The organism is Komagataeibacter rhaeticus (genome assembly GCF_003207855.1).
Classification (GTDB): domain Bacteria; phylum Pseudomonadota; class Alphaproteobacteria; order Acetobacterales; family Acetobacteraceae; genus Komagataeibacter; species Komagataeibacter rhaeticus.
On the sequence record NZ_NKTZ01000003.1, the window covers coordinates 200,939 to 226,452 of the forward strand.

The window sequence follows — 25,514 nt, forward strand, 5'->3', positions numbered from 1 at the left end:
AGCCTGATGGCCCCGGCCTGCAGCAACACAGGGGGAAAGAACCGGCCAGCATGCCCCCGCCACCGCCCGGCGCGGGTATTCATGAAAGACCCCCGGCAGTAACGGGGTCTTTCCGCACTGACTGATACGGGATCATTACAAAAAGAAACACCCAACCCATAGCAGGGTTGGGTGTTCGTGTTACATGCAGGCGCAGGTGTCTTACACGTCCAGTTCGGCCGTGTCCTTCTTGCGGCGTGCGCGGGTCTTGCGCGCGGGCTTTGCGGGTTCTTCTTCCACCACTTCCGGCTCAGGGGTGGCCACGACCTTGCGGCCCAGGCCAATTTTCTGTGCAAGCGACGAACGATGGGCTGCATAGTTCGGTGCCGTCATGGGGTAATTGGCGGGCAGGCCCCATTTTTCACGGTACTGTTCCGGCGTCATGCCATAGGCCGTCTGGAGATGACGCTTGAGCATCTTCAGTTTCTTGCCATCTTCAAGGCAGATCACGTAATCGGGGAACACCGACTTCTTGATGGGCACCGCCGGCTGAAGCGGTGCGGGCTCGACCGCCTTTTCAGCACCAAGTCCCTTGAGCGAAGCATAGACCGTCTCAACGAGAAGCGGGATCTGGTCTATTGCAACGGTATTATGATTGGCATGCGCCGCAACGATTTCCGTCGTCATTGATACCAGTTCGGTATGCGGAATGTCTTTATTATCCAATTTCGGTTCTTTCCTCAGTCGATTGCCATTATGGGACAGATCTTCCCTATCAGTAATAATCATAAGTCTATTATGCAACCACAATAAAGCATTTTATCCGTATTTTTACGTTATCCCGATTACAGGTAGCCGATACCCTTATCTTCTCTAACACAGGTTGCATGCCACCGTGCCGGATGTGAACGGCGGTTACGAATACACACTAATATCCAGGCTCATTAACGCACCTTTTCCTTATATGCAATTTTTCGTTTAAAACCATTGAACAGAAATGGATATTGGTACTGATTTTATTGAATATAATTAAGGATTTTTCACTGTTCCGGAGGCTCCGCGCCTACGATACAACAACAGTTCATGCTCCGGCAATAAAACACGACTCATGGATATCACATCGGATATGCCTGCATTGAATATAAAACATTTCGTTCATTTTGTGGCATCCAGCACTATTGTCCGCCTGCCATGGGCAGGATGCAGCGGCCCCGGCCATTTCGTGGCAGAAGCGCAGGCCGCCCTGTCAAACCAAGGTATATGATGACTGGCAATACATGCCCCGTCTGCGGCTCTTTTCCATATCCATCCCCATATGGATCATGATCCTGCCGCCTGACGGGACGCACCGGGGATCGGGACAGCAACCAATACGGCCAATGCATGCCAGCAATTACATTACATCAGGGACCAGTCCCTATACTGAACAGTCATGACCATCATGCCGGAAGATTATTTAAAATTCCTGTTCACCAGCTACCCCTGTAAACGGCAAAATCATGTCTGGTAAAAATATTTAAAAAAATACCCCTGTACAATCCGCCGTTAAAAAAATCAGTCGTCAATAACGGTGATGGATTTCAGGGTGGTTATTATGGAACAGATCCTGATAAAAGAACACCACGCTAGACCTGACACGGCCAGAACGACCAGTCCCGTCCGGTACATTCCTGACAGGCAATACTTTACATATATTTAAATATCAGACGGAACACTGGTCCCGTTTCTGATCACCCACCATGCCAGAAAACAGGACCGCACCCGCGTGTAATAAGGTTACAGGGTCAGGCATGGGGTAACATGGCAGGTCCGGGCCAACAGCAGGAACACAGTCCAAATCAGGGCTGGTATCCGGCCAGTGCGGGCAGGTCCATCGGCTACCTGTGATGACATCTGGCCATGAGCAGGCGGGGCCCGGCCGGCCAACCGCGGGAACCAGGCTCCCTGTCAACAACGTGTGATCTGGATGGACTGTCACCCCGCCGTTTCCGGCCGTGTAAGGGCCGGACCACGCGGGCAGGCCCGGATGGCGCCATCCGGCCATCACGGCAATCACGGCAATCACGGCAATCATGGCAATCATGGCAATCATGGCGATACCAAATACGGCAGGCCCGATACCGGGGGCATAAAGGATAAAACCGGTCGTGTCAGGAATCCGCCCCGCACACGGCTGTCATGCCCACATTGCATTGAGGCATGCGCCAACCATGCGGCATGCATTCCTTCATGTCATGCCGCGTGGCGGAAAATCATTTCTGCGGATAGGCGAAGTTGAATTTCTCGCTAAAGGGCTGCCAGAAACCCGGCGTGCCGGTTTCCTTGTCCACATGATGCAGGAAGCCGTTCTGCTCGGGCGAGGAATAGGTCAGGACGACCGTATAGCGGCCAGGGCCGTTCATCTGCACGTTATCGGCATAATGCGGGCCGTCCTTGGCGGTCATGAAATGCATCCTGCCTTCAGCCTTCCAGGCAGTGCCATCCTTGGTCAGGACATAGCCGATATCAAGATAGGGCACCCATGCGCCATCAGGATACCCCCATACGTTGTCCGCCGTGGCGTGGACATCGGTTTCAAGATGAATGGTGTCGGGCTTTGTATTGTCCGTCATGCCCGCGGGCATGGGGGCAAGCATGATGTCCGTCAGGTAACTGGATGCAATTTCCATGTCATGGGCCTGCACGGGGCCGCCAATCGGGTATTCGCGCGCCTGCGCGGCCGTGGCACCGGCCGGCAGGGCCACCGCAAGAAAAGCCAGAATGATATGCTTTTTATTCATGTTGAATGTTTCCATGTTTCCATGCTCCGGGGCCAGGGCATCTATTTTATTTTCTGGTTACGGTAACGCCATGATCCCGGTGACAGATTCCCTTCCGGCGGGTTCCGCAAAGCCTGATAATGATAATTGTTATCACTGTCAACAGATGGTATGTCCCTGTCCGATGTAACGGAGAGCGCCCGCCATGATCAGCCACCCCTTAGCCTTTATGCGGCTGCCGTATGAAGTTCTTGTCGCGCTGGACAGCCGGATGCTGCATTTCTGGCTGCAGCCGGTGCATTACCTGATCCGTATTGTCCATATCATCAGCATGGCCCTGTTCTTTGGCATGGATATGCTGTTTGATTTCGGCATACTCAACCGGCGCATGGCAGGCAGGATCGCGCCCACGGCGCAACTCATGGTGCGCCCGCTGCATGTCAATCTGGCCATCGCCATGGTTACCGGCGTGATCCTGTTCCTTTACGATCCGGTGCATATTGGCAGCCGGGCATATCTTACCCCCAAGCTGCTGCTGATCACCCTTGCCCTGCTCAATGCGTGGTGGTGCCACCGCTCGGTGTACCTGTCCGTATTGCGGGGTGATGCGGCCCCCACCCTGCATGGTCAGACCGGTGCCTGTCTCTCGCTATGCCTGTGGATTGGCGTCATGGTGATGTCATGCCTGAATAGTGAGGGCGTGCCGAAAGTATTCCTGCGCTGAACCGGCAGGCCCGCACGGCCGCCACCCGGCCCGCGGGTCACGTCTGGTGCTGCCGGTGCACCACATTCGCAGCCACCTGGATTGCAGGGCCTGATCCGCATGCGGCACCCACCGGCGGATGTGAAATATGCTGTAACATGGCATCTGGGTCGCCATATATGCATGGAAACAGCGATTGACGGGTTTCGACAGTCAGTGCAATTGAGAGTTATTATTAATATCAACTCATGGCACGGGCGGACCTGATGACCCATTCCATTCTCACAAAACGTATTCTGGCGGGACCAAGCCGTTTCGTGCCCCCTTTCCATACCCCGCATGGAAGCATGTGCCGTCAGGGCCTGTGTGCCGCGTCGTGTGCCTTGGGCATGGGGCTGATCTTTTCCACATCCGGCATGGCCCAGACCCAGATTGAGGAAGACCGCGCCCGCCTGGGCAATTCCACCCCGCTGATCCAGCAGATCGATCCGGCCACCGTGCGGGATTCCGAACGCGCGCAGGCCGATGTCGAGGAAAAGGCCGCAGGCGACGGGGACAAGCTGGATACCAGTGGCAACCTGCTGGGCAACATGTGGGGGGCACGGCCGTGGCTGTACAAGCACGGCATTACCTTCGACATTCAGGAAGTGGATGAAGTATGGGGCAACGGGACCGGCGGGTCGGCCTCGGGCAATGATGGCGCGGGTGGCTCCGGCACCGGCCCCGCCTATGATGGCGTGACCATGCCCACGCTGACCATTGATACCGAAAAGCTGTTCGGGCTGAAGGGCGGGCTGTTCAATGTCAGCGCGCTGCAGACACGCGGGCGTTCGATCTCGCAGGACCATCTGGCCAACTTCAACCCCGTAAGCGGGTTCGAGGCCGACCGCTCCACCCGCCTGTTCGAACTGTGGTACCAGCAGTCCTTCCTGAAAGGCACGCTGGACGTCAAGATCGGCCAGCAGGATCTTGATACCGAATTCCTGATCAGCGATTACGCCTCCCTTTACCTTAACGCCAATTTCGGCTGGCCCATGGCCCCCTCGGTCAACCTGTATGGTGGCGGGCCGTCCTGGCCACTTGCCTCCCCCGCCATCCGCATACACTACCGCCCCAGCGAGAAGTTTACCTTCATGTTTGCCGCGGCCGACGACAACCCGCCGGGCAACCGCTACAATTCCACCCCCATCCAGCAGGCTACCGGATCGGTCAGCGGCTATAATTCAGACCCGACCAGCCAGACCTATGACGGCGCCAATGGCACGAACTTCAACATGGGTACCGGCGCGCTGCTGATTACCGAACTGCAGTACGCACTCAACCCCCAGCCCGCCGACATGAGCAACGTGACCAAGAACCCGGGCCTGCCGGGTGTGTATAAACTGGGTGGATACTACGATACGGCCAAATTCGCTGATTACCGCTACAACCGCAACGGCGGTTCGCTCGGCGCGGCATCAGTCAATCCCGACAGCACGGAAAGCGACCTGACCCCGCGCTGGGACCGGGGCAACTGGATGGTTTACGGCATCATTGACCAGATGATCTGGCGGCCTTCGATCAGATCGGCCCGTTCGGTTGGCATATTTGCCCGTGCAACAGGAAATAGCGGTGACCGCAACATGATCAGCTTTGCCGTTGATGCGGGCATCAACCTCAAGGCCCCCTTCAGGGGCCGTGACAACGACACGCTCGGTCTGGGCTGGGGCATCGGGCGCGCCAGTTCCGGGCAGCGCCAGTTTGACCGCGACAGCGGGTCCTATGTGCAGGGCAATGAAAATCATCTTGAACTGACCTATCAGGCCCAGGTCACGCCATGGATGGTGATGCAGCCTGATTTCCAGTACATATGGCACCCTTCGGGCGGTGTTGCCGACTGGACCGGGCTGCGCCGCGTGGGCAATGAAGCCGTCTTTGGCCTGCACAGCAGCATAACATTCTAGAACGCGGCATCCAGGAAGGATTTTATTTTTACATAACTTCTGTTTTTTAAATACATCCCTATACTATTCCGTTTTTCCTGAAATTTCTTTGGCCTGATGTGACAGGATGGCATAGTCGGGTGATCTGGCATTCCTGTCTGACACCGCCATGATGATATCGTGCATGATCCGTGCAGCGGTCATCAGCCGGTAATGGACAGGGTCCCAGAACAGGTCACGATTATCGACGATGGGGCCAGGGATATCAAAGTCCAGTACCAGCGTATTGGGGGTCTCCGCCGCGATGGACGCCACGTAACGATGGCAGGCTTCAACCATGCTGTCATACATTGAACCCTGCGGATTATGCCGGATTGCCTGCACGGGGGGAAACCACAGAATGCGGAATGTCGTTTCCGGCACGGCCTGAAGGACAAGGGGCAGGTATTCCCGCATGGCCGGGGCCGCTTCGACCGGGGTCGGGGGTGGACGCATGCGGTCCGGCCCCCATGCCGCGAATATCCGGTCCACCCGCGCCCGCGTATAATCGCTGTCCGCCCCCACGAAGTTCGTATATCCGTCCTCGCCGTAATGGTCGTGCCGCATGCCCAGTTGCAGCATGAATTCATTGCCGGCTTCCTGCAACGCATACAGGCTGGCCATATGCAGGTAACCCAGCCATGGCGAGCCGTGATAGATCCACTCCGGCCAGGGCTCGCGGTTCAGCGGAACCTGTTTGGGTCCATACAGGCACCATGAACGGTCCATATCCACCATCAGGACCTTGGGACTGGCATGATGGCGCAGGAATTCACGCAGCAGCCGGTACTGTTCATGCGGCTGGGCATTGTTCATGGCCATATTGAGGAAGTGCGCCCCAAGCGGACCATCCAGAACGGCGGGCTGCATAAGGCGGCCGGTGGATGTGCCAAGCATGACGGAATCAAACCTGTGGTTCAGGGCCAGCATCGGCATGGTAAAGCGCGCATTGCTGGTTACGGGCAGCCGGTGCAGGGGCAGGGAAAGCGGCAACCCGCCCCATGGGTCAATCAGGATGATGAAAAGGTAGAGACCGCCGCCTGCCAGCAACACGGTTGTCAAAAATACCACACAGCAATGATGCCATGGGCTTTTCCTATGTGTCGGCACAGACCCGCAAGCTCCAAATGCCAGTCATGATAAGGCGTTTCCATCATGGCGCAACCATGAGGCGGCATGAAATTCCACTGCCGCTCCCGGTGCCCGCTTTCTGAATAAAGCCACGCAGCCCCTCCATCATAAATACCGTTTATCAACAGATCATGACAAACGATTGGACCCTTTTTCCGTTCTGCCCCCATGTTCCGCGCCTGTTGCGGCCCATCGGGCCAGCAGGACCGGAACACGATGCGGGGATACAGCACCATGGGCGGACAGAGCGCGGCCTTTCCCCTGTCCGGGCAGCCCGTAGCCGGGCTGCTGCGCCAGGTCAGACGGTTTTCATGGATCTATGCGCCATCGCTCCCTGACCTGGCCTTTGCGCTGCGCACGTCACTTGCGGCCATCATATCGCTGCTCATCGCCATGTGGATGGAACTGGACAGCCCGCAATGGGCACCGCTTACGGTCTGGGTGGTTGCCCAGTCCTCACGCGGGGAAAGCCTGTCCAAGGCACGCTGGCGCATCGTGGGTACGCTGGTGGGCAGCGTTGCCGCCATGGCGCTCATGGCGGCTTTTCCGCAGGCGCCGGGCCTGTTTTTCTGCGCGCTCGCACTGTGGATCGGACTATGCTGCGCATTGGCCACCCTGCTGGACCAGTACCGCGCCTACGGGCTGGTACTGACGGGGTTTACTTCCGCCATCATCGCCACCGGCGCCATCGCCCAGCCCGATGATGTCTTTGCCGTCAGCGTGGCCCGCAGCAGCTACATCATACTGGGCGTCCTGTGCGAAGCGGTCCTGGCCGTGCTATTCATGCCGCGCATTGTCGAACAGGCCCGCACCCGGCTGCTGGGGCGGCTGGATGAAACCTTTCAGGCCACATGCACCACCATCACCCGCCAGCTATGCATGGCGGCGGGACCGGAACAGCAGGCGCTGACCAGTACGCTGCTCAGGCGGATCGTGGCCTTCAGCGGACAGATCGAATTCAGCGCCCTGGAACTGGGGCCGCGCAACCATGTGGGCGATCACGCCCGGCGGGCGCTGGCGGGCATGCTGGTCATGCTGGCCCATGCCCGCGCACTGCAGATCCTCCATCCCCCCATGCAGCCGCCCCCCTGTCCTGATGGTCCGCCACCCGGGCAGGCACTTGCGGCATGGCTGGAACAGGACATAGGCCCCGGTCAGGCGGATCAGCCGACATGGCGGCCGATTACCACGGCCCTGCTGGCCGAGATACTGGTTGTAACGCAGGAAATGGCCGCCTGCGCCACCGCCCCGCATCATGACAGGTTCCGCTTCAGCCTGACATCACGCCGCCATGTGCGCGAAGCGGTGAACAACGGCATCCGCGCCGCCGCCGCCATAACGGGGGCATGGTGGATATGGGAGATCACGGCCTGGCACCACGGGCCTGCCTTCATCTCGTTCGTGGCCCTTATCTATGGGCTGATGGCAACACGCGAGAATCCGCTGGTGGCCACCACACCCTTCCTCAAGGGGGGATTATGGTGCGCGGCAACCGCAGCCGTACTGGCGCTGTGGGTCATACCGGCCATTACCGCGCCTGAAATCCTGCTCATGGCGCTTGTGGTTCCCATGACCGTGGGCGGCCTTGCCGCGCGCAGGCCGGAACTGGCGGGGTATGCCTTCTCCTTCAACATGTTCCTGCCGGTGCTGATCGGACCGATGAACACGGGGCGGTATGACGAGGTGGCCTTCCTCAACAACATACTGGCATTCCTGGGCAGTATCGTCTTTGTCCTGCTGACCTACCGCGTGGTCATTCCCTTCCGGCTGGATGTGCACATCCGCCGCACCACGGCATGGATTGGCCAGCGGCTGCGCAATCTGGCCCGCCTGCAGGCCCGCACGGACGCCCCGGCCTGGCTGTCGGCCTGTGCGGCAAGCCTTGTACGCATTCTCTTCCATGCCACCGCCCTGCCCCCGCAGGTGCTGAGCACCTGCCTGACCCGGCAGATTTCCGACATGACGGTGGGCATATACATCATCCGCCTGCGCGAGTTGCTGCGCGTGGGCCGGCTTCCACCGCGCACGCGACGTGTCGTGGCCCTTTTCCTGGCGCGCTGGCAAAAAGGCCAGGCCAGCCCCGCCGTGGCGCATGTACTGGCCTGGGCACACCATGAACAGGCCCATCACACCGATGCGGCGGATCATGCGCTGCTGGGGGAGGTCATTGCCTGCCTGACCGTCATCGCGGCCAGCCTGCACGAAAAGCCCGGTCCCGCGACAGGGGGAAGGTGACAAAGTATGTCCCATCGGATATCCCTTGAAACCTGACCTCATTCATCCACAAAAAGGAATGACCGAATGCGTAAGATAGCCCTGCTGGCGGCCGTGGCCTCCATCACATGTGCGACAGCAGCCAGCGCCGAACCCGGCGGCTGCATCAAATACGGTGCCGTGGGCGCCGTGGGTGGCCATGTGGCCGGTCACCATAGCGTGCTGGGTGCCGCCGCAGGCTGCGTGACCGGCATGTACAAACGCCATGAATACCGCAAGGAAGCCAAGGCAAAGGCCGCCCTGTACGATCAGGAACATCCCGGTTCCAAGGGTACCTACCTGGAAAAGGCGACGGCCTATGATGTCGAGCATTCGACAACCCCGGGCAAGATGGCAACCGATGCCACGACCCCCGCGCAGGCCGCGCCGGTTTCCGCCCACTAGGGCGGCGTGACAGGACGGCCCGCTCAGGCACCACGCCTGGCGGGCCGTATGCCTGCCACCCGCAGGCGGCGGGAGCGGGCATGGATGACCGGGCGCAATGCCCCTTCCCGCCACGGCTCCGGACAGACATGCACGTACTTCTTTTCCTGACCCGATCGAACATGGCACTGGCCGTGCCGTGCGCGCTGGCATGGTGGCTGGCGGGGCCATTTTTCCATCAGCCTGTCATCGGCGTAAGCCTTGCGGTCGAAGCCGTGATCTTCTGGGTCTGCGGCCTGCTGTATACGGAAGATTACCCCCATCATGTGGCAACCTTTACCGGAATGACCATTTTACTGGGCCTGCTGAGCATCGGGGTCATGCTGCCCTTTGTCCAGCGACAGCTTCTGCTGCATGGTGCCTGACCGGCTCGGCCGGCGCCTTCGGGGCAGGTGGAATATTTTTCAGATTAATCCGGATTTAATAAAACTATTATCCATGAGTGGAGTTAATGGGATGTGGATCTCGTGACACCACAACGTCTCCCAATCCCTAAACTTGGCGTCCCGCTGGCTGGCGGGACGCTTTTTTTATGTCCTGCCTGCAATACGCCCATGGGAAAGGGGATTGGCCGGCAGCCGGAACAGACATATCCTGCCCTGCCATGGGGCGGGCCTGCATGAAGGGGGCCGGATATTCTTCATGATGGGATGCCGGTGGCAGTTGCCGACGGCTTTCCTCCCGCCAGCCAGACACGAGATGACGGGAAAAGATTTATGAAGAAAAGACTCCTCCTTGCCGCACTGTTCGGCCTGCCCATTTACGCAGGTCCGGCCATGGCGGCGGATGGCGCGGCGTTATTCCAGTCCAACTGCAGTGTCTGCCACCAGGCCAGCGGACAGGGCCTGCCGGGTCAGTTCCCGCCGCTGGCCGGACGTATCGACAAGATTGCCGCGACACCGGATGGCAGGAAATATGTGATTGCCGTGGCGCTGAACGGGCTTATGGGGTCCATCACCGCGCAGGGCAACGACTATGCCGGGTTCATGCCTTCCTTCAAGACCCTGCCCGATGACCAGATCGCCGCGATCCTGAACCATGTTGCGGGCCTGCCTGCGGGGCCGGATGCTACCCTGTTCACCCCGGCCGACATTGCCGCCGAACGCGCGGAGGCGCTCACCCCGACAACCGTGGCGGAAAAGCGCAAGGCACTGGATGCCCAGCACCCGCTTCCCTGATCCTGATGGGGCCTGCAAGGCAGTCCGTTGATGGATGAAAACAAAGGTTCTCGGGCTGCCGCCTTTTTTAAAAAAGGGCGGCAGTCCCGAAAGCTTTTAAAAAATCCTTGCCAGAAATTTCTGTTCAGTCGCGGCCTGTTCTGACCAAAAAAGGGAGCGATGCTCCGCTCCCTTTCCTGTGGCCATCCCGCATGGGCAGGTCATGATTACTTGCCGGGCGCACGCGCGGCGATGACCTCGATCTCGACCAGCCAGCCCGGATTATGCAGGTGCGCCACGCCAAAGGCGGAACGGACCGGCAGGTTGGGCTGCGTGGCCGTGCCATAGAAATGGGTATAGGCCTTCATCATCCCGTCAAAATCGATATCACCCAGCTTGGGGTCCGGTGCCATGAAGATGTGCATCTGCACCACATCCCCCAGGCCCAGCCCCCGCTTTTTCAGGATGTCCTGAATATGTTCCAGCACGGCATAGGTCTGTGCCTGCGTATCCCCATAGGCGGCAATGCTGTGCGGATCGGCCTTCTTGTCCCTGATCGGCGCGCCCATGCCACTGACATAGATCGTGGATGACCCCGCCGGCACCTCGATTGCGGTGGAGATGGGGAATTTGTCTTCCGGGTAGCGCATGATGCCCGTATCGGCACAGGCCGGCAGCACACCGGCCATGCCGGTCATGACTGAAGCGACGGCAAGGATCTTCCTGATTTGCAACATTTCCTACTCCTCCTGGGGTATGACGGCGGGATGCTGGGCCGCGACATCGGCCGGGGTTACCGCATCGGTATAATGGTTGCCAAAATGGGTGCGGACATAATTCACGACATTGGCAATCTGGGTATCATCCAGCACGCCCGCAAACCAGGGCATGCCGCCAAACCCGTTCAGGATGACATAGACCGGGTAGGCGCCGCTCTGCAGCTTGGGGTTGCCGGCCAGTGCCGGAAACTGCGCCCCCGCGCCCACCGCCCCCCTGGCATCGGGCATGTGGCAGCTCTGGCAGACGTGGCGGTACACGTCCTCACCACTGGACAGGGGCTGGACATGGCTGGAAAAACCGGCCGTATCCGCCGTGGCCGGGGCGGCGCAGGCAAGCCATGGCAGCACCGCAAGGGTGTATGTGAAAAGGAACCTGCGCATCAGCCGACTCCCTGCGCGCGCTTGTGCAGCTGGGTTATGGCGGCCAGCGCCGAGAGGATCGCCCCCTCCTGCCAGCAGCCTACATAGGATGCATGCTCACCCGCCAGTACGACCCTGTTATCCATGGCACACAGGGCCTTGTAATGGGTCTTGCGGGCCTGTTCATGCCACATCGAACAGCAGCCCAGGCTCCACGGCACCCGGCTCCAGGCAAAACTGACGCCATTGGAAAACTCCTTGCGATACTGCTTGGGATGAAGCACCTCCCCCTGCGCCAGGGCGTGTTCCAGCCGCTCGGCCGGGGTCATGCCCGCGAAATCATAGGCGGCGGGACCAAACATGTAGCCCCCCAGCAGCACCCCCGGCCCGCGGGAGAAAAAACCGTTGCTGGGATAGGATATCTGGTTGATCTGCTGGTCGGTAAAGCTGATGCCGCCATAGATCTGTTCATCTTCCTCCCAGAAGCGCCGCCGGAACTCCAGCCCCATCTTGACCGAGGAGACATAAGGCACCGCCATGATCGCGGCCCTGAGCGCCGCACCGACCTGCACGTCAAGCTGCGAGAGCACGGGCAGCGGAATGGTGCAGACACAGTAATCGGCCTGCGCCTCGCGCACCACGCCGCCATGGCCCATGTCGTTATAGGTCACGCGCACCCCGCGGTCATCCTGATGGATGGCCGTGACCTTGCAGTTCAGGGTGATCAGGTCATGCACCTGCCGGTTGAACCCCTTGCCGATCATGTCCATGCCCCCCACGGGCTGGAACATGGTTGTCTGCATGTCCATCCGCTGGTGAAAGGCCAGCCATGTCCACAGCCCCGAGCGCATGACATCCTTGCGCGCGAAGGGCGTCGAGAAGGTGGGCGCGCCGTCCGGTCCCCCGCCGGGCGCCCGGTCATAGCCGCGCATGCCGGAACTGAGCGCGCCTTTGCCATAGGACAGGCCCGCGTCAAGGCGGCCCCATTCCTGCATGGCGGTACGCAGGTATTCACGCTCCTCGGCTGAGACGGCATCATCAAGCCTGTGCTGATCAATGGCCTTGGCCAGCAGTTCCGCCGTGAATCCGTTGAAATCGGCCGACAGTTCACGGTAGCGCACCGGCCTGCCCCCAAAGGCTTCGGAAGAATGCAGCCATGTGTTGTGATTAAGCTCGATAAACGGCTCAAGGGCCACGCCAAATTCACGGCAGTAATGCAGCAGGCCCTGATGGTGATAGGGAATGCGCCAGGGGCCGGGATTGATGTAGTTGCCGGGTGCGAAGCCCACCTTCTGCGTGGCACCGCCCAGTTCGGTCACCGTATCGCCACCACGCAGGCTGATGTTGCGGCCACCGCTGCGGTTCTGGAACTCCAGCACCTGCACATGATAGCCCGCCTTGCGCAGTTCATAGGCGGACAGCATGCCCGCAAGCCCGGCCCCCAGCACCAGGACACGGGTGCCCGGCTTCACCCCCGACAGGACGGGCGGCGCCGTGAAATCCGTGCCCTGTGCGTGGCCCATGGCTGTCATCGCCTGATACAGGGCGCCACTACCGGCCAGTATGCCGATACGGGTCAGGAGCTGCCTGCGCGTAGGTACCGTGCGCGGATGGGCGTTTGTCATTAATGGACCCCAAGCAATCAACGGAAACAGGGGACTACCTTAACAGCAATTATCAGCTTCACCATATCCACGCCCGGCAATTCATATCCGCCCTAATAATTGTTGCTTTTATGCAACAGTTATGTCTTTCCTATGTTGCGCTTTGTTTCTACTCTTCCACGCTATTTTCTATTCTTTACTTATAAAAAACATTATTGACAGAGACAATTTCATGCAGAACACCCCGGTTCCCGCAAACAAGGAACCGCCATACCCGATCGTATCCCCGGCAGGGCGGCAAAGTCTAAGCCGGATTTTAATAGCCGCGCCCCATCTGCCTGACATAGTTTGTCATAATTCACTTCTGATGGAACGGAACACCCGCATGGGTCACGACACCGCCGCCAACCCTGCCCCGCTGGGCCTTATGGGATTTGGCATGACGACCGTACTGCTTAACCTGCATAATGCCCAGCTTGTCCCGATGGGCGGGGCGATCCTGGCCATGGGGCTGGTCTTTGGTGGCCTGACCCAGTTTGTGGCCGGGCTGCTGGAATACGCCAGCGGCAACACCTTCGGCATGACCGCCTTCATGGCCTATGGCGCGTTCTGGATATCACTGGTCGTGCTGCTGTTCCTGCCACACTGGGGGCTGGCACCGGCGTCGTCGCCCGCCCTGCTGGGCAGTTACCTGTGGATGTGGGGACTGTTTACCGCCATCATGGCGGTTGGCACGCTTGCCGCGTCACGCGCGCATCAGGTTGTGTTCTTCAGTCTGGTCCTGCTTTTCGCCCTGCTGGGCAGTGCGGAAATGTTCGGGCAACCCCTGCTGAACGTGATTGCCGGGTATGAAGGGCTGCTGTGCGGGCTGAGCGCAATCTATCTGGCCGCCGCCGAGATTTTTGCAGCCCAGTTCGGCCATACCTTCCTGCCCATCGGACTGCCCCATGCGGAACCGCTGCACAAGGACGACCTGGTGGTGCATATGTCCTGAACGGACCGGGCGGGCGCGCAGACCATTTTCAGGCGTCTGCCCGTGCTATGATTTGCACATCATGATGCCGCCTTTCAAAAAGGCGGCACTTAAAGACTTTTATTTCTTGACCGGGTCCTGATTTCAAGAATAAGCGCGCAGGTCATGCGGCACCAGCCTGCTCCAGCCGGGCCGCCCGCTCCATTTCCAGCAGGCGCTGCTTACGGTGCGTGCCCCACCTGTAACCCGACAGGCTGCCATCGCGGCCGATGATACGGTGGCAGGGTATGACAACCGCCAGCCGGTTCGCCGCGCAGGCCCCGGCCACGGCACGCGCCGCGCCCGGCCTGCCAATCCGCGCCGCAAGCCCGGCATAGGACAGGGTGGTACCATACGGAATGGCCTGCAATGCCTGCCACACCTGCTGCTGGAAGGCCGTGCCCCGCAGGTCAAGCGGCAGGCCGAACGGCTGCCATGGCGCATCAACGCACGCCCGTGCCGCATCCATGCAGCGGTTCATGTCCATATCGTCATGCACCAGCCGGGCTGCAGGAAACAACTGTTCCGCACCCTGCTGAAGGGCGCCGGCATCATCATCAAGCATAAGGGCGGCAAGCCCCCTGCCGCTCAGCGCCACAAGCATGAAACCCAGGTCGGAGCGGCCAATGGCCACACGCATTGCTGCATGACCGGTTGCCGTGTGTGACTGCACCTGCCCCATGGCTCAAGTTTCCTTCCTGTCCGTTAGCCGCAGCCTGTCGCACGGCGCGGCCATGATACAGTCATATCATGGCCGGCCCTGCGATATTTCAAGGGTCACGCCCCACATGGGCCGGAAGGCCCCGCCCCTAGCGCAGGATGCCGGTATGGCCGATGGAGTACCGACCCGGCTGGGGCCATACGGTCAGCCCGTGCGGTTCCAGCCCGACGGGAATGATGCGGGTGGCGCCCGTTGTGGTGTCGATGGCATAGACCACGTCATCAAACCGGCCGGAAAGCCACAGCGTTTTCCCGTCATTGCTGACATTGCCCATGTCGGGGCTGCCACCGCCGGGAATGGGCCAGTTGGCCACGACCCTGTCGGTTGCAAAATCGATCACGCTTACGCCACCCGCCTTGCTGTGCGGTGTGCCATGGATCTTGTGTGAACCCCGGTTGGCGACATACATTTTCGTGCCGTCGCGGCTGGGATACAGGCCATGGGTGCCGATGCCGGTGGGAATGAATCCGGTCTCACGGAACGTGTCGCCATCAATCACGAACACGCCATCGGCATGCATGTCGGCCACGTAGAATTTATGTCCGTCCGGCGCGGTCAGGATATCCTGCGGCATGCCACCGCCCGACAGCTTGAGATAGCCCATCACCTTGCGGTTGACGGTATCCACCTTGGCCAGATAGCCGCCGAATTCACAGGTGAAGATGGCATAGCGCCCGTCAATCGAGAAATCGGCATGATTGACGCCCTTGCACTGCGGCACGGACACCGAACCCTGCAGTTCCATGGTATGCGGGTCACGGAAGTCAAGCCGCTGGCGCGCTTCGGCCACCGTTATGGCGGACTGGCCATCGGGGGTGAAATACATGTTGTAGGGGTCATCCACCGCCACATCGGCCAGCGGCTGTGTCGTGCGCGGGTCGATGGGGGTCAGCGTGCCGTTGGTCGTGCCTTCGGCATTATTGGTCACCCACAGCGTGCGCAGGTCCCATGACGGCACGACATGCTGCGGGCTTTTGCCAACCTTGAAGCGCGAGACGACGGTATAGGTCTGCGGGTCGATCACATACACATTGTTCGAACGCAGGTTGGGCACGTAGATGCGCGCCGGGTCCCTGGCCACCTCGGGGTTGAGGTGGTTCGCCCCGGTCTCGGAATAGATGTTGTGGGGGTCCACCACGGGCGGCATTCCGGGGATGGTGTCCACGCTCTGGGCCAGGGCGCCGCCACCCAGCGCAAGAAGCGCGCCAAGCCCCAGAACCGGCAGTTTTCTGTTGTGTATCATAGTGTGATCCTGTTCCTCGCCGCCCCTATAGCACGCTGTACGGACCATGCAATCAGGGCATTTCCTGTCCTGTTGGGTCATGTTGCATGGCCGCCACTGCGGCGCTGACCTGCATGTTCGCCCCCACCTGCCCCAGGGCCGCATCGGCACGGCGCGGGTCGCCGCCATACACGCCCTGCGCCGGTGTGGGCAGGGGGGCCGTAGCCAGCGCCTGCGCGCGCACCAGTGCGGGGTCCAGCGCCAGCATGAGCGATGTGTCCGACAGGTCGGCATGCATGCCCACCTCGGCCGCGTGGCCATGGTTGCGCAGCCATGTGGCATAGGCGCCGGGCACCACGTCATAATAGGCGGGAATGTAGAGCACATGCGCCCCCAGCCCCCGCCAGCGCCGGTTCAGCAGGTCGGCCACCGCGCGCAGGTCCTTCTGGTAGCCGCCATGGTCCCCGATCAGCACCACCCGGCTGAAACCCTGCACGCGGAAGCTCTCCGCCGCATCGGCCAGCAACGCGCGGAACGTGGCGGGGGTGATACTGATCGTGCCGGGAAAACGCATGTGCGACGTGCGCGGCGACGTCCCCCCTTCGGGCACATAGGCGATGACGGGGGCCACAAGCGCGTGCCCGGCCTGCCGGGCAATGCGGCGGGCCAGGATCATGGCGCGTACGTCATGCTTGCCCACCGCGATATAGGGGCCGCTCTGCTCCGTGCCGCCCACGGGTATGATGATGGAGGTCTCCCCGCCACGCAGCGCATCGCGGATTTCGGTCCATGTCAGCGCCGCGAAATCGACCGTATCGGGCGTGGCGGCACGGGCGGGGGCGGCTGCCGCCATGGCGCATGCAAGCAGGCCGGTGGCCAGAAAACCTGTCAATCTGGACATGAACGCGGGCATCCCCCAAAGCGTGTGAGCGTGCTCCCGTGTGCCCTGCGCCCGCACGCTTGGCAACCACCGTGTCACGCCCCCTGCGCACCGGCCGGGGTAAAGGCATGAAACCATGCCCGGCCCGGCCCGTTTGACAGGCGCATCCCCTCAACTCCCGGTTTTCCAGACAGCCGGCATGAACATGCGAGCGCCCCATGACAAAGACAGCACACCCTTCCCGATCTCCGGCGACGCATACGGGCAAGGGCGGCGAAACCCACCAGACCGCAGGTGGCGAGACCCCGGTCATGACTACCCAGCAGGGGCTGGCCATATCGGATGACCAGAACACCCTGCGCGTGGGGCCGGGCGGCCCGGCGCTGCTGGAGGACTTCCACTTCCGCGAGAAGATCTTCCACTTCGACCATGAACGCATCCCCGAGCGCGTGGTCCATGCCCGTGGCTATGGCGCGCATGGCTATTTCGAACTGACCGACAGCCTGGCCGACGTGTGCAGGGCCGATATCTTCGGCAGGGTGGGCGAACGCACACCCGCCTTCGTGCGGTTTTCCACCGTGGCGGGCAACAAGGGTTCGGCCGACATGGTGCGCGATGTGCGGGGCTTCGCCGTCAAGCTTTATACACAGCAGGGCAACTGGGACCTGGTGGGCAACAACATCCCGGTATTCTTCATACAGGATGCCATCAAATTCCCCGATTTCGTGCATGCCGCCAAGCAGGCGCCGGACCGCGACTTCCCGCAGGCCCAGACCGCGCATGACAATTTCTGGGATTTTGTCTCCCTCTCGCCCGAAGCCACGCACATGGTCTGCTGGGCCATGTCGGACCGCGCCATTCCCCGCTCCTTCCGCTTCATGGAAGGCTTTGGCGTGCATACCTTCCGCCTGATCAATGCCGAAGGGCGCTCGACTTACGTGAAATTCCACTGGAAACCGAGGCTGGGCCTGCAATCGGTGGTATGGAACGAAGCGCTGAAGATCAACGGCGCCGACCCCGATTTCCATCGCCGTGACCTGTGGCAGGCCATCACCAGCGGCAATTTTCCCGAATGGGAACTGGGCGTGCAGTTGTTCGATGACGAATTTGCCGATGGCTTTGCCTTTGACATCCTTGACCCGACCAAGCTCATCCCCGAGGAACTGGTGCCCGTGCGCCGGGTGGGCCGGCTGGTACTGGACCGCATGCCCGACAACTTCTTTGCCGAGACGGAGCAGGTCGCCTTCTGCACCCAGAACATCATCCCCGGCATCGACTTTACCAATGACCCGCTGCTGCAGGGGCGCAACTTCTCGTACCTGGATACCCAGACCAAGCGGCTGGGCGGGCCGAATTTCACCCATATCCCCATAAACGCGCCCAGGTGCCCGTTCCACAACTTCCAGCAGGATGGCCACATGGCCATGCACAACCCCAGGGGCCGGGCCAATTACGAACCCAATTCATGGGCACAGCCCGCGGGCGGCCCGCGTGAGAGCGCGGAGGGATACCGCTCCTTCGCCCAGGAACAGTCCGGCCCCAAGCTGCGCCAGCGTTCCGAATCCTTTGCCGACCATTACAGCCAGGCCCGCCAGTTCTTCATCAGCCAGACGCCGGTGGAACAGGCCCATATGCGCGATGCCTTCGTGTTTGAACTGAGCAAGGTGGAAACCCCCGCCATCCGCGCGCGCATGGTCAGCCACCTGCTGCATGTGGACCCGGGGCTGGCCGAAGGGGTGGCCAGGGGGCTGGGCCTTTCCCCCCTGCCCCAGCCCGCGGCCGCGGCCCGGCCGGTACTGACGGGGCTTGGCCCCTCCGCTGCACTCAGCATACTCAAGAACGGCCCTGACAGTTTCGAAGGCCGCAGGCTGGGCATTATCGTGACCGACGGGGTGGATGCCACGCTGCTTGCGGCCCTGCGCAAGGCGGCGGAAGCCGTGGGGGCCACGACCGAACTGATCGCCCCCACCGTGGCCGGACTGCATGACAGCGCAGGCAACGAACTGGTGGCACAGCAGAAAATCAATGGCGGCCCCTCCGTGCTGTATGACGCGGTGGCCCTGCTGCCCACGGTGGAAGGCGCCAACCTGCTGCGCCATGAAGCCACGATGCGCGACTTCATTGCCGATGCCTATGCCCACGCCAAGTTCATCGCCCATAACGATGCCGCCGAACTGCTGCTGGCGGCGGCCGGACTCCACCCCAAGGCCCGCGACGAAGGGGTCATCGCGCTGGAAAAGCCAAAGGATGCGGCAGAATTCATCCAGACCTGCGCCGCCCTTCGCCTGTGGGCGCGGGAAACACGCGCACAGGCCGTCTGACCCCTTGCCCCCGGCCGCCCATCCTCGCCACAATAGGGAACGCCGGGCAGGCACCGGCCTGACAGCACAGCAAGAACCGCAACCATGACCGATACCACTTCCCTTACCCGCCCGCATGTTTCCATCCTGTACTGCACGCGCTGCAACTGGCTGCTGCGGGCGGGGTGGATGGCGCAGGAACTGCTTTCCACATTTGGGGAAGACCTGGGCAGCGTAACCCTTATTCCCGCCAGTGGCGGCCGCTTCGAAATCACGGTGGATAGCGAACTGGTATGGGAGCGAAAGCGTGATGGCGGCTTTCCCGGCCCCAAGGCGCTCAAGCAGCGCGTACGTGACGTGATCGCGCCAGAGCGCGACCTGGGTCATCTCGACCGCGAAACCCCGGCGGCCGGGGAAAACTGACACCGGACGACAGAGCGGGGCCGATTGCACCGCCCCCGCGCCATCCCCATATCCCTGTCCATGAACACGCTCGCACCTTCCGCCGCCATGCCTGCCGACATACGGCAGGAAATGGCGCGCCTGCGCAGGCTGGCCACCCTGCTTGACGCTGCCTTCCGCATTCCCGGCACCAGGGCACGCTGGGGGCTGGATACACTGGTCGGCCTGCTGCCCGTGGGCGGCACGGCGGTCATGCTCGTCCCCTCGCTCTACATCATATGGAAAGGCTGGCGACTGGGGGCCAGCCGCGCGGTCCTGTCGCGCATGATGGCCAATGTACTGGTGGAAACGGCAGCCGACCTTGTTCCGGTCGTGGGCGATGTGTTTGATACCGCCTTTAAAGCCGACCTGCGCAACGTGGCATTGCTGGAACGGTATTTTGGCATGACCGTACCCTAGACGTTGCAGCCATGGCCGCTAAACTGCCCACCCCCGTTACCATCCAGTCCGGCAGAAGAAAACACGCTCATGGCTCCCACCGCGCTGCAGCAGGTCCTTGCGGCCCTTACCCCCATGCCGGGGGAAGATCGGATCAGCCTTGACGAGTCCATCCGTGCGCAGCATGGCCATGGCGAAGGGTGGATGCGCGCCAGCCTGCCCGGAGCGATGCCGTTCGCCCACACCACACAGGAAGTGTCGGCCATCCTGGCCCGGTGCCATGCCCGTCGCGTGCCGGTGGTGCCGTTCGGGGCCGGCACGTCGCTGGAAGGCCACGTCACGCCGCCACCGGGTACCATCGGCATCAACCTCTCGCACATGACCCGCATCCTCCAGGTCAATGCCGATGACCTTGACTGCCGGGTGAAAGCGGGCGTGACCCGGCAGAGCGTGCGCCGCACGCAGGCACTGGGCGGGTCACGTAGCGGCGAGTTCGGCAGCAGCAAGGTGGCATTCATGCAGGCCGCACACGGCACGCCGGCGCTGGATGTGACGGGCGCGATCAAGCGGGCACCCGACCCGCTGGATATCCTCAATCCCGGCAAGCTGCTTTCCCCCGTCCTGAACTGATCCCCGCCCCATGTCCATGCCCCCCGCCACGCTCAACCCCGTCCTTGCGCAGGCCCTTCAGCTGCTGCGTCTGGGCCGCTTCGCCCATGCCCGCGCCATGCTGGAAAACTGCCCGGCCTCGCCACGGGCGGAAATCCTGCTGGCGCATGCGCATGCGGGCTGCAACCGCGTGCAGGAGGCCGCCCGCCTGCTGTGCCGCCAGGCTGCGGCCAATCCCGGCGCGCGCCATCCCGCACAGGACATGCTGGACCTGCTGCTGCCCCATGACCGGGTGGACGAGGCCGAAGCGGTCCTGCGCGCCATCCGCCAGCGCGCGGGGCAGGACATCCGCACCCATGACATGCTGGGCGAACTGCTGCTGCAGCGCGGCCGCACGGCGGAAGCCCAGGCCGTGCTGGCCGACGGGCTGGCCCTGTCACCCGCGCAGCTGAGTACCGGCAACCTCATGGCCGTGTGCCTTATGGAACAGGGGGAATTCGCGGCCGGGCGCGACCTGCTGCGCTATATCCTGCAACACCACCCCGACAGCGCCATGACCCACGCCAACCTGGCCCACCTGCTGGGGGCTTGGAACCGTAACGAGGAAGCGCTTCAGGCCCATGGCCATGCGCTGTCACTCCGGCCGGAGGATGCGCGCCTGCGGCTGAACCACGCCCTGACCCTGCTCAAGACCGGGCGCATGGCGGAAGGCTGGGCCGAATATGAATGGCGCAGACGCCTGCCCGGCCGGCAGCGCCTGCCCGAAGCGCAGATGCTGCCCGTGCTGGCGCCCGATGCGGACCTGCGCGGCAGGACCATCCTGATTACCCGCGAAGGGGGCCTGGGTGACATGCTGATGATGCTGCGCTTCGTGCCGGTGCTGGCCGGCATGGGCGCGCGCGTGAGCGTGCAGGCGCCCGATACGCTGCATGGCCTGATCCGCCGCATGCCCGGCATCCGCCGCGTGGTGGACGAGCGTCAGGCCCCCCCGCCCCATGACTGGCACTGCCCCTTTCTCAGCCTGCCGCATGTCCTGCACCGCACGCAGGGGCACGACGGCCAGCCCGTGCCCTACCTGCGCGCCGACCCGGCGCTGGTGCGCCAGTGGGCGCCCTTCCTGCCCATGGGCACGGACCTGCGCGTGGGGCTGGTATGGGGGGGGGCGAGCAGGCCCGATGCACCGGCCGCCTTTGCCATGGACCGCCGCCGCTCCCTCCCGCTGCGCAGGCTGGCGCCACTGGCGGGCATTGCGGGCATAAGTCTGGTCAGCCTGCAGATGGGCACCTACACCGAGCAGTTGCGCGACGTGCCCGCGGGCATGCGCCTGTATGACCCGATGGAAAGCGTGCGCGACATGGACGACACGGCGGCCCTGATTGCGGGCCTGGACGTGGTTGTCTCGGTCGACACGTCGGTCGCGCACCTGGCCGGGGCCATGGGCTGCCCGGTCCTGCTGCTGGACCGGTTTGACAACTGCTGGCGCTGGCGTTCGGGCCGCACCGACAGCCCGTGGTATCCCGGCCTGCGCATCATCCGCCAGATCCGGGCGGGAGAATGGGAGAACGTCGTCCACCGGCTGTGCAGCATGCTGGCCAGACGTGACCTGCCGCCCTCCCTCCTGCCCGCGCGGGGTTAGGTCGCGTCCTCATCCTCTGCTACGGGAAAGCGGCCTTCGAACGCCACTTCCGCCAGCGGCCTGCGTGAGGAAGGGGCTTCCCGCCCGCGCAGGTATTCCGGCAGACTTTCCACATCTCCCTGCCGGCCAATGACGATGGCGGCGTTCAGCGCGTAATCATCGGGCAGTTCCAGACCGGCGCGTGCCAGGTCATGGTCAAAGCCGCTGACGGGATGCGCGGCCCATCCCGCCCTGCTCAGTTGCAGCTGCACCAGCACGGCCGCAGCACCCGCATCAAAGGCATGGGTCGGTGCGGGGGCCGGCTCGGCCTTGTCACTGCCCATGACGGTATGGGAGGCCACATACACGATGGCCGATGCATTCTGCGCCCAGCCATGGTTGAAGGGTATCAGCCACGACAGGAAACGCTCCCAGTCCGCCGTGCCGCGCCGGGCATAGATGAAGCGCCATGGCTGGGAATTATAGGCCGACGGCGCCCAGCGCCCGGCATCAAGGAACGCCAGCAGTTCCGCTTCCTCTATCGGTGCGGGCGTGAAGGCGCGCGGGGACCAGCGATCAAGGATCAGCCGCTCGACCGGCGTGTCGGACTGGCGTTGGGGGGCTTCTGTCATGGCAATTCCTGTTCTGGCAGGGGAACGAAAGCGCACACGATAACGCACTGACGCCGTACGCCAAGACCGTATTCACCGGCAGGTCCCCCCATGCACCCGTACCGGCGGGGCCGCCGGTCACCCCTGATAGAGACGGCCCGGAGGCAGCAGTTTGCCGGGATTGAGGATGTTGCGCGGATCCATGGTATTTTTAAGCGCGCGCATGACGGCCAGCGTGCCCTCGCCATGCTCGGTCTCCAGGAATTCCAGCTTGCCCATGCCCACGCCGTGCTCCCCGCTGCACGAACCGCCCAGCGCCAGTGCCCGCGCCACGATCCGGCGGTCCAGATCCCACGCGCGGTCATACCCCTGCCGGGTATTTTCGATAATGATCAGCGCATGGAAATTCCCGTCCCCCACATGCCCCAGCAGCGGCACGCGCAGGCCGGAAGCCGCGATGTCCTGCCTTACCCCCGCAATCAGTTCCCCCAGGCGCGAAATCGGCACGATACAGTCCGTCGAGATCACACGCGCGCCGGGTTCAATGGCCTTGGCCGCCCAGAAGGCATCGTGCCGGGCTTTCCACAACCGCGTGCGCTCTTCCGCCGTGTCGGCCCAGGCAAAGGCCTGTCCGTTATTGGACAGGGCAATCGCCTCGGTCGCGGCGACCTGTTCCTGCACGGCGGCCGGGCCACCGGCGAATTCGAAAAACAGGGTGGTCAGCGGTTCATACCCCGTCAGGCCGGAATACCGGATGGATGCCGCCATCTGCACGCTGTCCAGCAGTTCGACACGGCTTATGGGAATGCCGCACTGGATGATTTCCATCGCCGTCCGCACCGCGTCATCCAGGGTGGGAAACTGGCATATGGCCGCACTCAGGCATTCGGGCCGGCCATGCAGGCGCAGCTGCACCTCGGTTATGATGCCCAGCGTGCCTTCCGAACCGATGAACAGCGATGTCAGGTCATACCCGGTGGCGGATTTGCGCACGCGGCCGCCCGTGCGGATGACCTCGCCCGTGGCCAGCACCACCGTCAGGCCCAGCACGTTTTCCTTCATGGTGCCGTAGCGCACGGCGGCCGTGCCGGATGCGCGGGTGGCGCACATGCCGCCAAGCGTTGCCTCCCCACCCGGATCAACCGGGAAGAACAGCCCCGTGTCGCGGATGCGGGCATTGAGCGCCTGCCGGGTCAGCCCCGCCTGCACGCGGCAGTCCAGGTCTTCCGCATTGACTTCCACAATGGCGGTCATGGCCGACAGGTCCAGACTTATGGCATGGTCGGGTGGGGTTACGTGCCCTTCGACCGATGTGCCCGCACCAAACGCCACCACCGGCACCCGGTTGGCGTGGCAGGCGCGCAGGACGGTTGCGACATGGTCCGTGCTTTCCACAAAAACCACCGCACCGGGCAGACAGGCCGCCTCCATCGCCTCACCATGGCTGTGGGTTTCCAGCACGGATGGGGCGGTGCTGACCTGTGCCGACAGGCCGCCGGCGCGGATGGCGGCAAGGGCTGCGGACAGGCGGGAGGCGGAAGAAGGTGCACATTCGTTCATGATGGGGTCCGGGCAGAAAACAGGTCTGCCCGCATTGTAACAACACATGAGGCACGATGGCCATCTCCGCACCGAATCAATGATACCCATGACGGCCGCGCATGACCCGCGCCCGCATCCAGATGCCTGTTTCAGGAAATTCCAGGGGGTGCCGCCCTGTTGAAAAAAGGCGTTACCCGGAAATTTTTATCGCTTTTTACGCCACACAGGGGGGGCGTACCGCGCAAAGGCGGCACGCCCCCCGTCTTGCGCCCTGCGTCAATCAGCAGGGGAAAGTCCGTCAATCCACATATCCGGCCACCCCGAAGCGATGCCGGTCAATCAAAGGTGCCGCCACGCGGCCGTACGATGGGCAGCGTATTGCCGGTAACGGCGTAATAGACCCGTTCTGAAATATTGGTGGCGTGATCCCCGATCCGTTCAAGGTTCTTGGCGATGAACAGCAGATGGGTGCAGGGACCGATATTGCGCGGGTCCTCCATCATGTATGTCACCAGTTCCCGGAACATGGAGACATACAACTCATCCACCGCCGTGTCCGACTGCCAGACAATGCGCGCCAGTTCCGGGTCGCGCTGGTCCATGGCATCAATGGTGCGGCGCAGGTTTTCCTGCACCAGCCTGCCCATGCTGCGCAGCCCCGTCAGCGAGATGGGGCATGACAGCAGTTCGTTGCGCATGGCGCGCCGCGCGATACTGGCGGCGCAGTCGCCAATGCGTTCCAGATCCCCCGATATCTTCAGTGCGACCACCACTTCACGCAGGTCGCCCGCCATGGGGGCACGCAGGGCCAGCAGGCGGATGACCAGCGCCTCGGTCTCGCGTTCCAGTTCGTCGACATAGGGGTCCATCTCGGGGGCGTCGCGCGCCGCGACCTCGTCATGCTCGACCACGGCGGTGATGGCCTGCGCGACCTGGCGTTCCACCACGCCCCCCATCCTGTTGATGAACGAGCGCAGCTGTTCAAGCTCCTGTTCGTAACTCTGGACCGTATGGACCGATTCATGGGGCATT

General features: G+C 62.3%; 24 protein-coding genes. 12 read left to right on the forward strand and 12 right to left on the reverse strand.

Annotated elements, in window-relative coordinates; all coding sequences use genetic code 11:
• Positions 1-201 precede the first annotated feature (201 nt).
• Positions 202-705, reverse strand: coding sequence for a MucR family transcriptional regulator (locus CFR78_RS05105; protein WP_034926348.1), 504 nt, complete (start codon positions 703-705; stop codon positions 202-204).
• A 1,526-nt stretch (positions 706-2,231) separates the two neighbouring features.
• Complete coding sequence (locus CFR78_RS05110) at positions 2,232-2,774, reverse strand: iron transporter (protein ID WP_034926416.1); 543 nt, start codon at positions 2,772-2,774, stop codon at positions 2,232-2,234.
• A gap of 169 nt (positions 2,775-2,943) precedes the next feature.
• Between CFR78_RS05110 and CFR78_RS05115 the strand changes: the two genes are divergently transcribed.
• Positions 2,944-3,462 (forward strand): hypothetical protein, encoded by a 519-nt coding sequence (locus CFR78_RS05115; RefSeq protein ID WP_007398175.1) that lies wholly within the window; start codon positions 2,944-2,946, stop codon positions 3,460-3,462.
• Between the two features lie 368 nt (positions 3,463-3,830).
• On the forward strand, positions 3,831-5,384 hold the full coding sequence (locus tag CFR78_RS05120) for a carbohydrate porin (protein ID WP_110581007.1): 1,554 nt from the start codon (positions 3,831-3,833) through the stop codon (positions 5,382-5,384).
• A 63-nt stretch (positions 5,385-5,447) separates the two neighbouring features.
• Here the strand turns inward: CFR78_RS05120 and CFR78_RS16565 are convergent, their stop codons facing one another.
• The gene (locus CFR78_RS16565; RefSeq protein WP_007398173.1) at positions 5,448-6,473 is read right to left on the reverse strand and encodes a hypothetical protein; all 1,026 of its coding nucleotides are present in this window, start codon (positions 6,471-6,473) and stop codon (positions 5,448-5,450) included.
• 294 nt (positions 6,474-6,767) lie between these two features.
• On the opposite strand from CFR78_RS16565, the gene CFR78_RS05130 reads away from it, so the two are divergent.
• The 4 genes from CFR78_RS05130 to CFR78_RS05145 all read left to right on the forward strand — a co-directional run bounded on the left by CFR78_RS05130 (position 6,768) and on the right by CFR78_RS05145 (position 10,408).
• On the forward strand, positions 6,768-8,768 hold the full coding sequence (locus CFR78_RS05130; protein ID WP_034926434.1) for an FUSC family protein: 2,001 nt from the start codon (positions 6,768-6,770) through the stop codon (positions 8,766-8,768).
• A gap of 66 nt (positions 8,769-8,834) precedes the next feature.
• The gene (locus CFR78_RS05135) at positions 8,835-9,191 is read left to right on the forward strand and encodes a hypothetical protein (RefSeq protein WP_007398170.1); all 357 of its coding nucleotides are present in this window, start codon (positions 8,835-8,837) and stop codon (positions 9,189-9,191) included.
• A 128-nt stretch (positions 9,192-9,319) separates the two neighbouring features.
• On the forward strand, positions 9,320-9,595 hold the full coding sequence (locus tag CFR78_RS05140; RefSeq protein WP_034926414.1) for a hypothetical protein: 276 nt from the start codon (positions 9,320-9,322) through the stop codon (positions 9,593-9,595).
• A 351-nt stretch (positions 9,596-9,946) separates the two neighbouring features.
• Complete coding sequence (locus CFR78_RS05145; protein ID WP_034926412.1) at positions 9,947-10,408, forward strand: c-type cytochrome; 462 nt, start codon at positions 9,947-9,949, stop codon at positions 10,406-10,408.
• A 206-nt stretch (positions 10,409-10,614) separates the two neighbouring features.
• Here CFR78_RS05145 and CFR78_RS05150 read toward each other — a convergent pair whose 3' ends face one another.
• The 3 genes from CFR78_RS05150 to CFR78_RS05160 are packed head-to-tail and all read right to left on the reverse strand — an operon-like array spanning position 10,615 to position 13,151.
• Entirely contained in the window at positions 10,615-11,124 is a 510-nt protein-coding gene (locus tag CFR78_RS05150) for a RidA family protein (RefSeq protein ID WP_007398165.1), read from the reverse strand.
• Between the two features lie 3 nt (positions 11,125-11,127).
• Positions 11,128-11,547 (reverse strand): c-type cytochrome, encoded by a 420-nt coding sequence (locus CFR78_RS05155; protein WP_034926409.1) that lies wholly within the window; start codon positions 11,545-11,547, stop codon positions 11,128-11,130.
• On the reverse strand, positions 11,547-13,151 hold the full coding sequence (locus CFR78_RS05160) for a flavin monoamine oxidase family protein (RefSeq protein WP_110581008.1): 1,605 nt from the start codon (positions 13,149-13,151) through the stop codon (positions 11,547-11,549). Before CFR78_RS05160 ends, CFR78_RS05155 begins: the two co-directional genes overlap by 1 nt.
• A 346-nt stretch (positions 13,152-13,497) precedes the next feature.
• Here CFR78_RS05160 and CFR78_RS05165 point away from each other — a divergent pair, with 346 nt between their 5' ends.
• Positions 13,498-14,124 carry an acetate uptake transporter gene (locus tag CFR78_RS05165; RefSeq protein WP_034926404.1) on the forward strand — a complete coding sequence of 209 codons (627 nt, stop codon included), beginning with the start codon at positions 13,498-13,500 and terminating at the stop codon, positions 14,122-14,124.
• 142 nt (positions 14,125-14,266) lie between these two features.
• On the opposite strand, the gene CFR78_RS05170 is transcribed toward CFR78_RS05165, so the two are convergent.
• The 3 genes from CFR78_RS05170 to CFR78_RS05180 all read right to left on the reverse strand — a co-directional run bounded on the left by CFR78_RS05170 (position 14,267) and on the right by CFR78_RS05180 (position 16,986).
• Complete coding sequence (locus CFR78_RS05170; protein ID WP_084149563.1) at positions 14,267-14,824, reverse strand: methylated-DNA--[protein]-cysteine S-methyltransferase; 558 nt, start codon at positions 14,822-14,824, stop codon at positions 14,267-14,269.
• Positions 14,825-14,951: 127 nt separating this feature from the next.
• Positions 14,952-16,106, reverse strand: coding sequence for a YVTN family beta-propeller repeat protein (locus tag CFR78_RS05175; RefSeq protein WP_007398160.1), 1,155 nt, complete (start codon positions 16,104-16,106; stop codon positions 14,952-14,954).
• A 52-nt stretch (positions 16,107-16,158) separates the two neighbouring features.
• Complete coding sequence (locus CFR78_RS05180) at positions 16,159-16,986, reverse strand: creatininase family protein (protein WP_181417491.1); 828 nt, start codon at positions 16,984-16,986, stop codon at positions 16,159-16,161.
• Positions 16,987-17,183: 197 nt separating this feature from the next.
• Here CFR78_RS05180 and katE point away from each other — a divergent pair, with 197 nt between their 5' ends.
• The 5 genes from katE to CFR78_RS05205 all read left to right on the forward strand — a co-directional run bounded on the left by katE (position 17,184) and on the right by CFR78_RS05205 (position 22,350).
• Positions 17,184-19,286: a catalase gene (gene katE, locus CFR78_RS05185; protein ID WP_034926398.1), complete on the forward strand. Its 2,103-nt coding sequence runs from the start codon at positions 17,184-17,186 to the stop codon at positions 19,284-19,286.
• Between the two features lie 84 nt (positions 19,287-19,370).
• Positions 19,371-19,688 (forward strand): SelT/SelW/SelH family protein, encoded by a 318-nt coding sequence (locus tag CFR78_RS05190; RefSeq protein WP_007398156.1) that lies wholly within the window; start codon positions 19,371-19,373, stop codon positions 19,686-19,688.
• A gap of 60 nt (positions 19,689-19,748) precedes the next feature.
• Positions 19,749-20,126 carry a DUF4112 domain-containing protein gene (locus tag CFR78_RS05195; protein ID WP_050800629.1) on the forward strand — a complete coding sequence of 126 codons (378 nt, stop codon included), beginning with the start codon at positions 19,749-19,751 and terminating at the stop codon, positions 20,124-20,126.
• Between the two features lie 69 nt (positions 20,127-20,195).
• Positions 20,196-20,735 (forward strand): FAD-binding oxidoreductase, encoded by a 540-nt coding sequence (locus CFR78_RS05200; protein WP_034926395.1) that lies wholly within the window; start codon positions 20,196-20,198, stop codon positions 20,733-20,735.
• 10 nt (positions 20,736-20,745) lie between these two features.
• Positions 20,746-22,350 carry a tetratricopeptide repeat protein gene (locus CFR78_RS05205; protein ID WP_034926392.1) on the forward strand — a complete coding sequence of 535 codons (1,605 nt, stop codon included), beginning with the start codon at positions 20,746-20,748 and terminating at the stop codon, positions 22,348-22,350.
• Here CFR78_RS05205 and CFR78_RS05210 read toward each other — a convergent pair.
• The 3 genes from CFR78_RS05210 to phoU all read right to left on the reverse strand — a co-directional run bounded on the left by CFR78_RS05210 (position 22,347) and on the right by phoU (position 25,513).
• Positions 22,347-22,961 carry a nitroreductase family protein gene (locus CFR78_RS05210; RefSeq protein WP_034926389.1) on the reverse strand — a complete coding sequence of 205 codons (615 nt, stop codon included), beginning with the start codon at positions 22,959-22,961 and terminating at the stop codon, positions 22,347-22,349. The two genes, CFR78_RS05205 and CFR78_RS05210, sit on opposite strands and share 4 nt — an antisense overlap.
• Before the next feature lie 117 nt (positions 22,962-23,078).
• A complete protein-coding gene (locus tag CFR78_RS05215) occupies positions 23,079-24,500 on the reverse strand; it encodes an FAD-binding oxidoreductase (RefSeq protein ID WP_034926386.1) in 1,422 nt (473 codons plus the stop codon).
• Between the two features lie 317 nt (positions 24,501-24,817).
• On the reverse strand, positions 24,818-25,513 hold the full coding sequence (gene phoU, locus CFR78_RS05220) for a phosphate signaling complex protein PhoU (RefSeq protein ID WP_034926383.1): 696 nt from the start codon (positions 25,511-25,513) through the stop codon (positions 24,818-24,820).
• Position 25,514 lies beyond the last annotated feature (1 nt).

What these genes read in the sequence shown, in the direction of transcription:
- CFR78_RS05200 (WP_034926395.1), top strand. Translation starts at nt 20,196, where the DNA reads ATGGCTCCCACCGCGCTGCAGCAGGTCCTTGCGGCCCTTACCCCCATG.
- CFR78_RS05210 (WP_034926389.1), bottom strand. Translation starts at nt 22,961, where the DNA reads ATGACAGAAGCCCCCCAACGCCAGTCCGACACGCCGGTCGAGCGGCTG.
- CFR78_RS05110 (WP_034926416.1), bottom strand. Translation starts at nt 2,774, where the DNA reads ATGGAAACATTCAACATGAATAAAAAGCATATCATTCTGGCTTTTCTT.
- CFR78_RS05190 (WP_007398156.1), top strand. Translation starts at nt 19,371, where the DNA reads ATGACCGATACCACTTCCCTTACCCGCCCGCATGTTTCCATCCTGTAC.
- CFR78_RS05215 (WP_034926386.1), bottom strand. Translation starts at nt 24,500, where the DNA reads ATGAACGAATGTGCACCTTCTTCCGCCTCCCGCCTGTCCGCAGCCCTT.
- CFR78_RS05120 (WP_110581007.1), top strand. Translation starts at nt 3,831, where the DNA reads ATGGGGCTGATCTTTTCCACATCCGGCATGGCCCAGACCCAGATTGAG.
- CFR78_RS05175 (WP_007398160.1), bottom strand. Translation starts at nt 16,106, where the DNA reads ATGATACACAACAGAAAACTGCCGGTTCTGGGGCTTGGCGCGCTTCTT.
- CFR78_RS05205 (WP_034926392.1), top strand. Translation starts at nt 20,746, where the DNA reads ATGTCCATGCCCCCCGCCACGCTCAACCCCGTCCTTGCGCAGGCCCTT.
- CFR78_RS05165 (WP_034926404.1), top strand. Translation starts at nt 13,498, where the DNA reads ATGGAACGGAACACCCGCATGGGTCACGACACCGCCGCCAACCCTGCC.
- katE (WP_034926398.1), top strand. Translation starts at nt 17,184, where the DNA reads ATGACAAAGACAGCACACCCTTCCCGATCTCCGGCGACGCATACGGGC.
- CFR78_RS05140 (WP_034926414.1), top strand. Translation starts at nt 9,320, where the DNA reads ATGCACGTACTTCTTTTCCTGACCCGATCGAACATGGCACTGGCCGTG.
- CFR78_RS05180 (WP_181417491.1), bottom strand. Translation starts at nt 16,986, where the DNA reads ATGTCCAGATTGACAGGTTTTCTGGCCACCGGCCTGCTTGCATGCGCC.
- CFR78_RS05160 (WP_110581008.1), bottom strand. Translation starts at nt 13,151, where the DNA reads ATGACAAACGCCCATCCGCGCACGGTACCTACGCGCAGGCAGCTCCTG.
- CFR78_RS05145 (WP_034926412.1), top strand. Translation starts at nt 9,947, where the DNA reads ATGAAGAAAAGACTCCTCCTTGCCGCACTGTTCGGCCTGCCCATTTAC.
- CFR78_RS05155 (WP_034926409.1), bottom strand. Translation starts at nt 11,547, where the DNA reads ATGCGCAGGTTCCTTTTCACATACACCCTTGCGGTGCTGCCATGGCTT.
- phoU (WP_034926383.1), bottom strand. Translation starts at nt 25,513, where the DNA reads ATGCCCCATGAATCGGTCCATACGGTCCAGAGTTACGAACAGGAGCTT.
- CFR78_RS05115 (WP_007398175.1), top strand. Translation starts at nt 2,944, where the DNA reads ATGATCAGCCACCCCTTAGCCTTTATGCGGCTGCCGTATGAAGTTCTT.
- CFR78_RS05150 (WP_007398165.1), bottom strand. Translation starts at nt 11,124, where the DNA reads ATGTTGCAAATCAGGAAGATCCTTGCCGTCGCTTCAGTCATGACCGGC.
- CFR78_RS05195 (WP_050800629.1), top strand. Translation starts at nt 19,749, where the DNA reads ATGAACACGCTCGCACCTTCCGCCGCCATGCCTGCCGACATACGGCAG.
- CFR78_RS05130 (WP_034926434.1), top strand. Translation starts at nt 6,768, where the DNA reads ATGGGCGGACAGAGCGCGGCCTTTCCCCTGTCCGGGCAGCCCGTAGCC.
- CFR78_RS05135 (WP_007398170.1), top strand. Translation starts at nt 8,835, where the DNA reads ATGCGTAAGATAGCCCTGCTGGCGGCCGTGGCCTCCATCACATGTGCG.
- CFR78_RS05170 (WP_084149563.1), bottom strand. Translation starts at nt 14,824, where the DNA reads ATGGGGCAGGTGCAGTCACACACGGCAACCGGTCATGCAGCAATGCGT.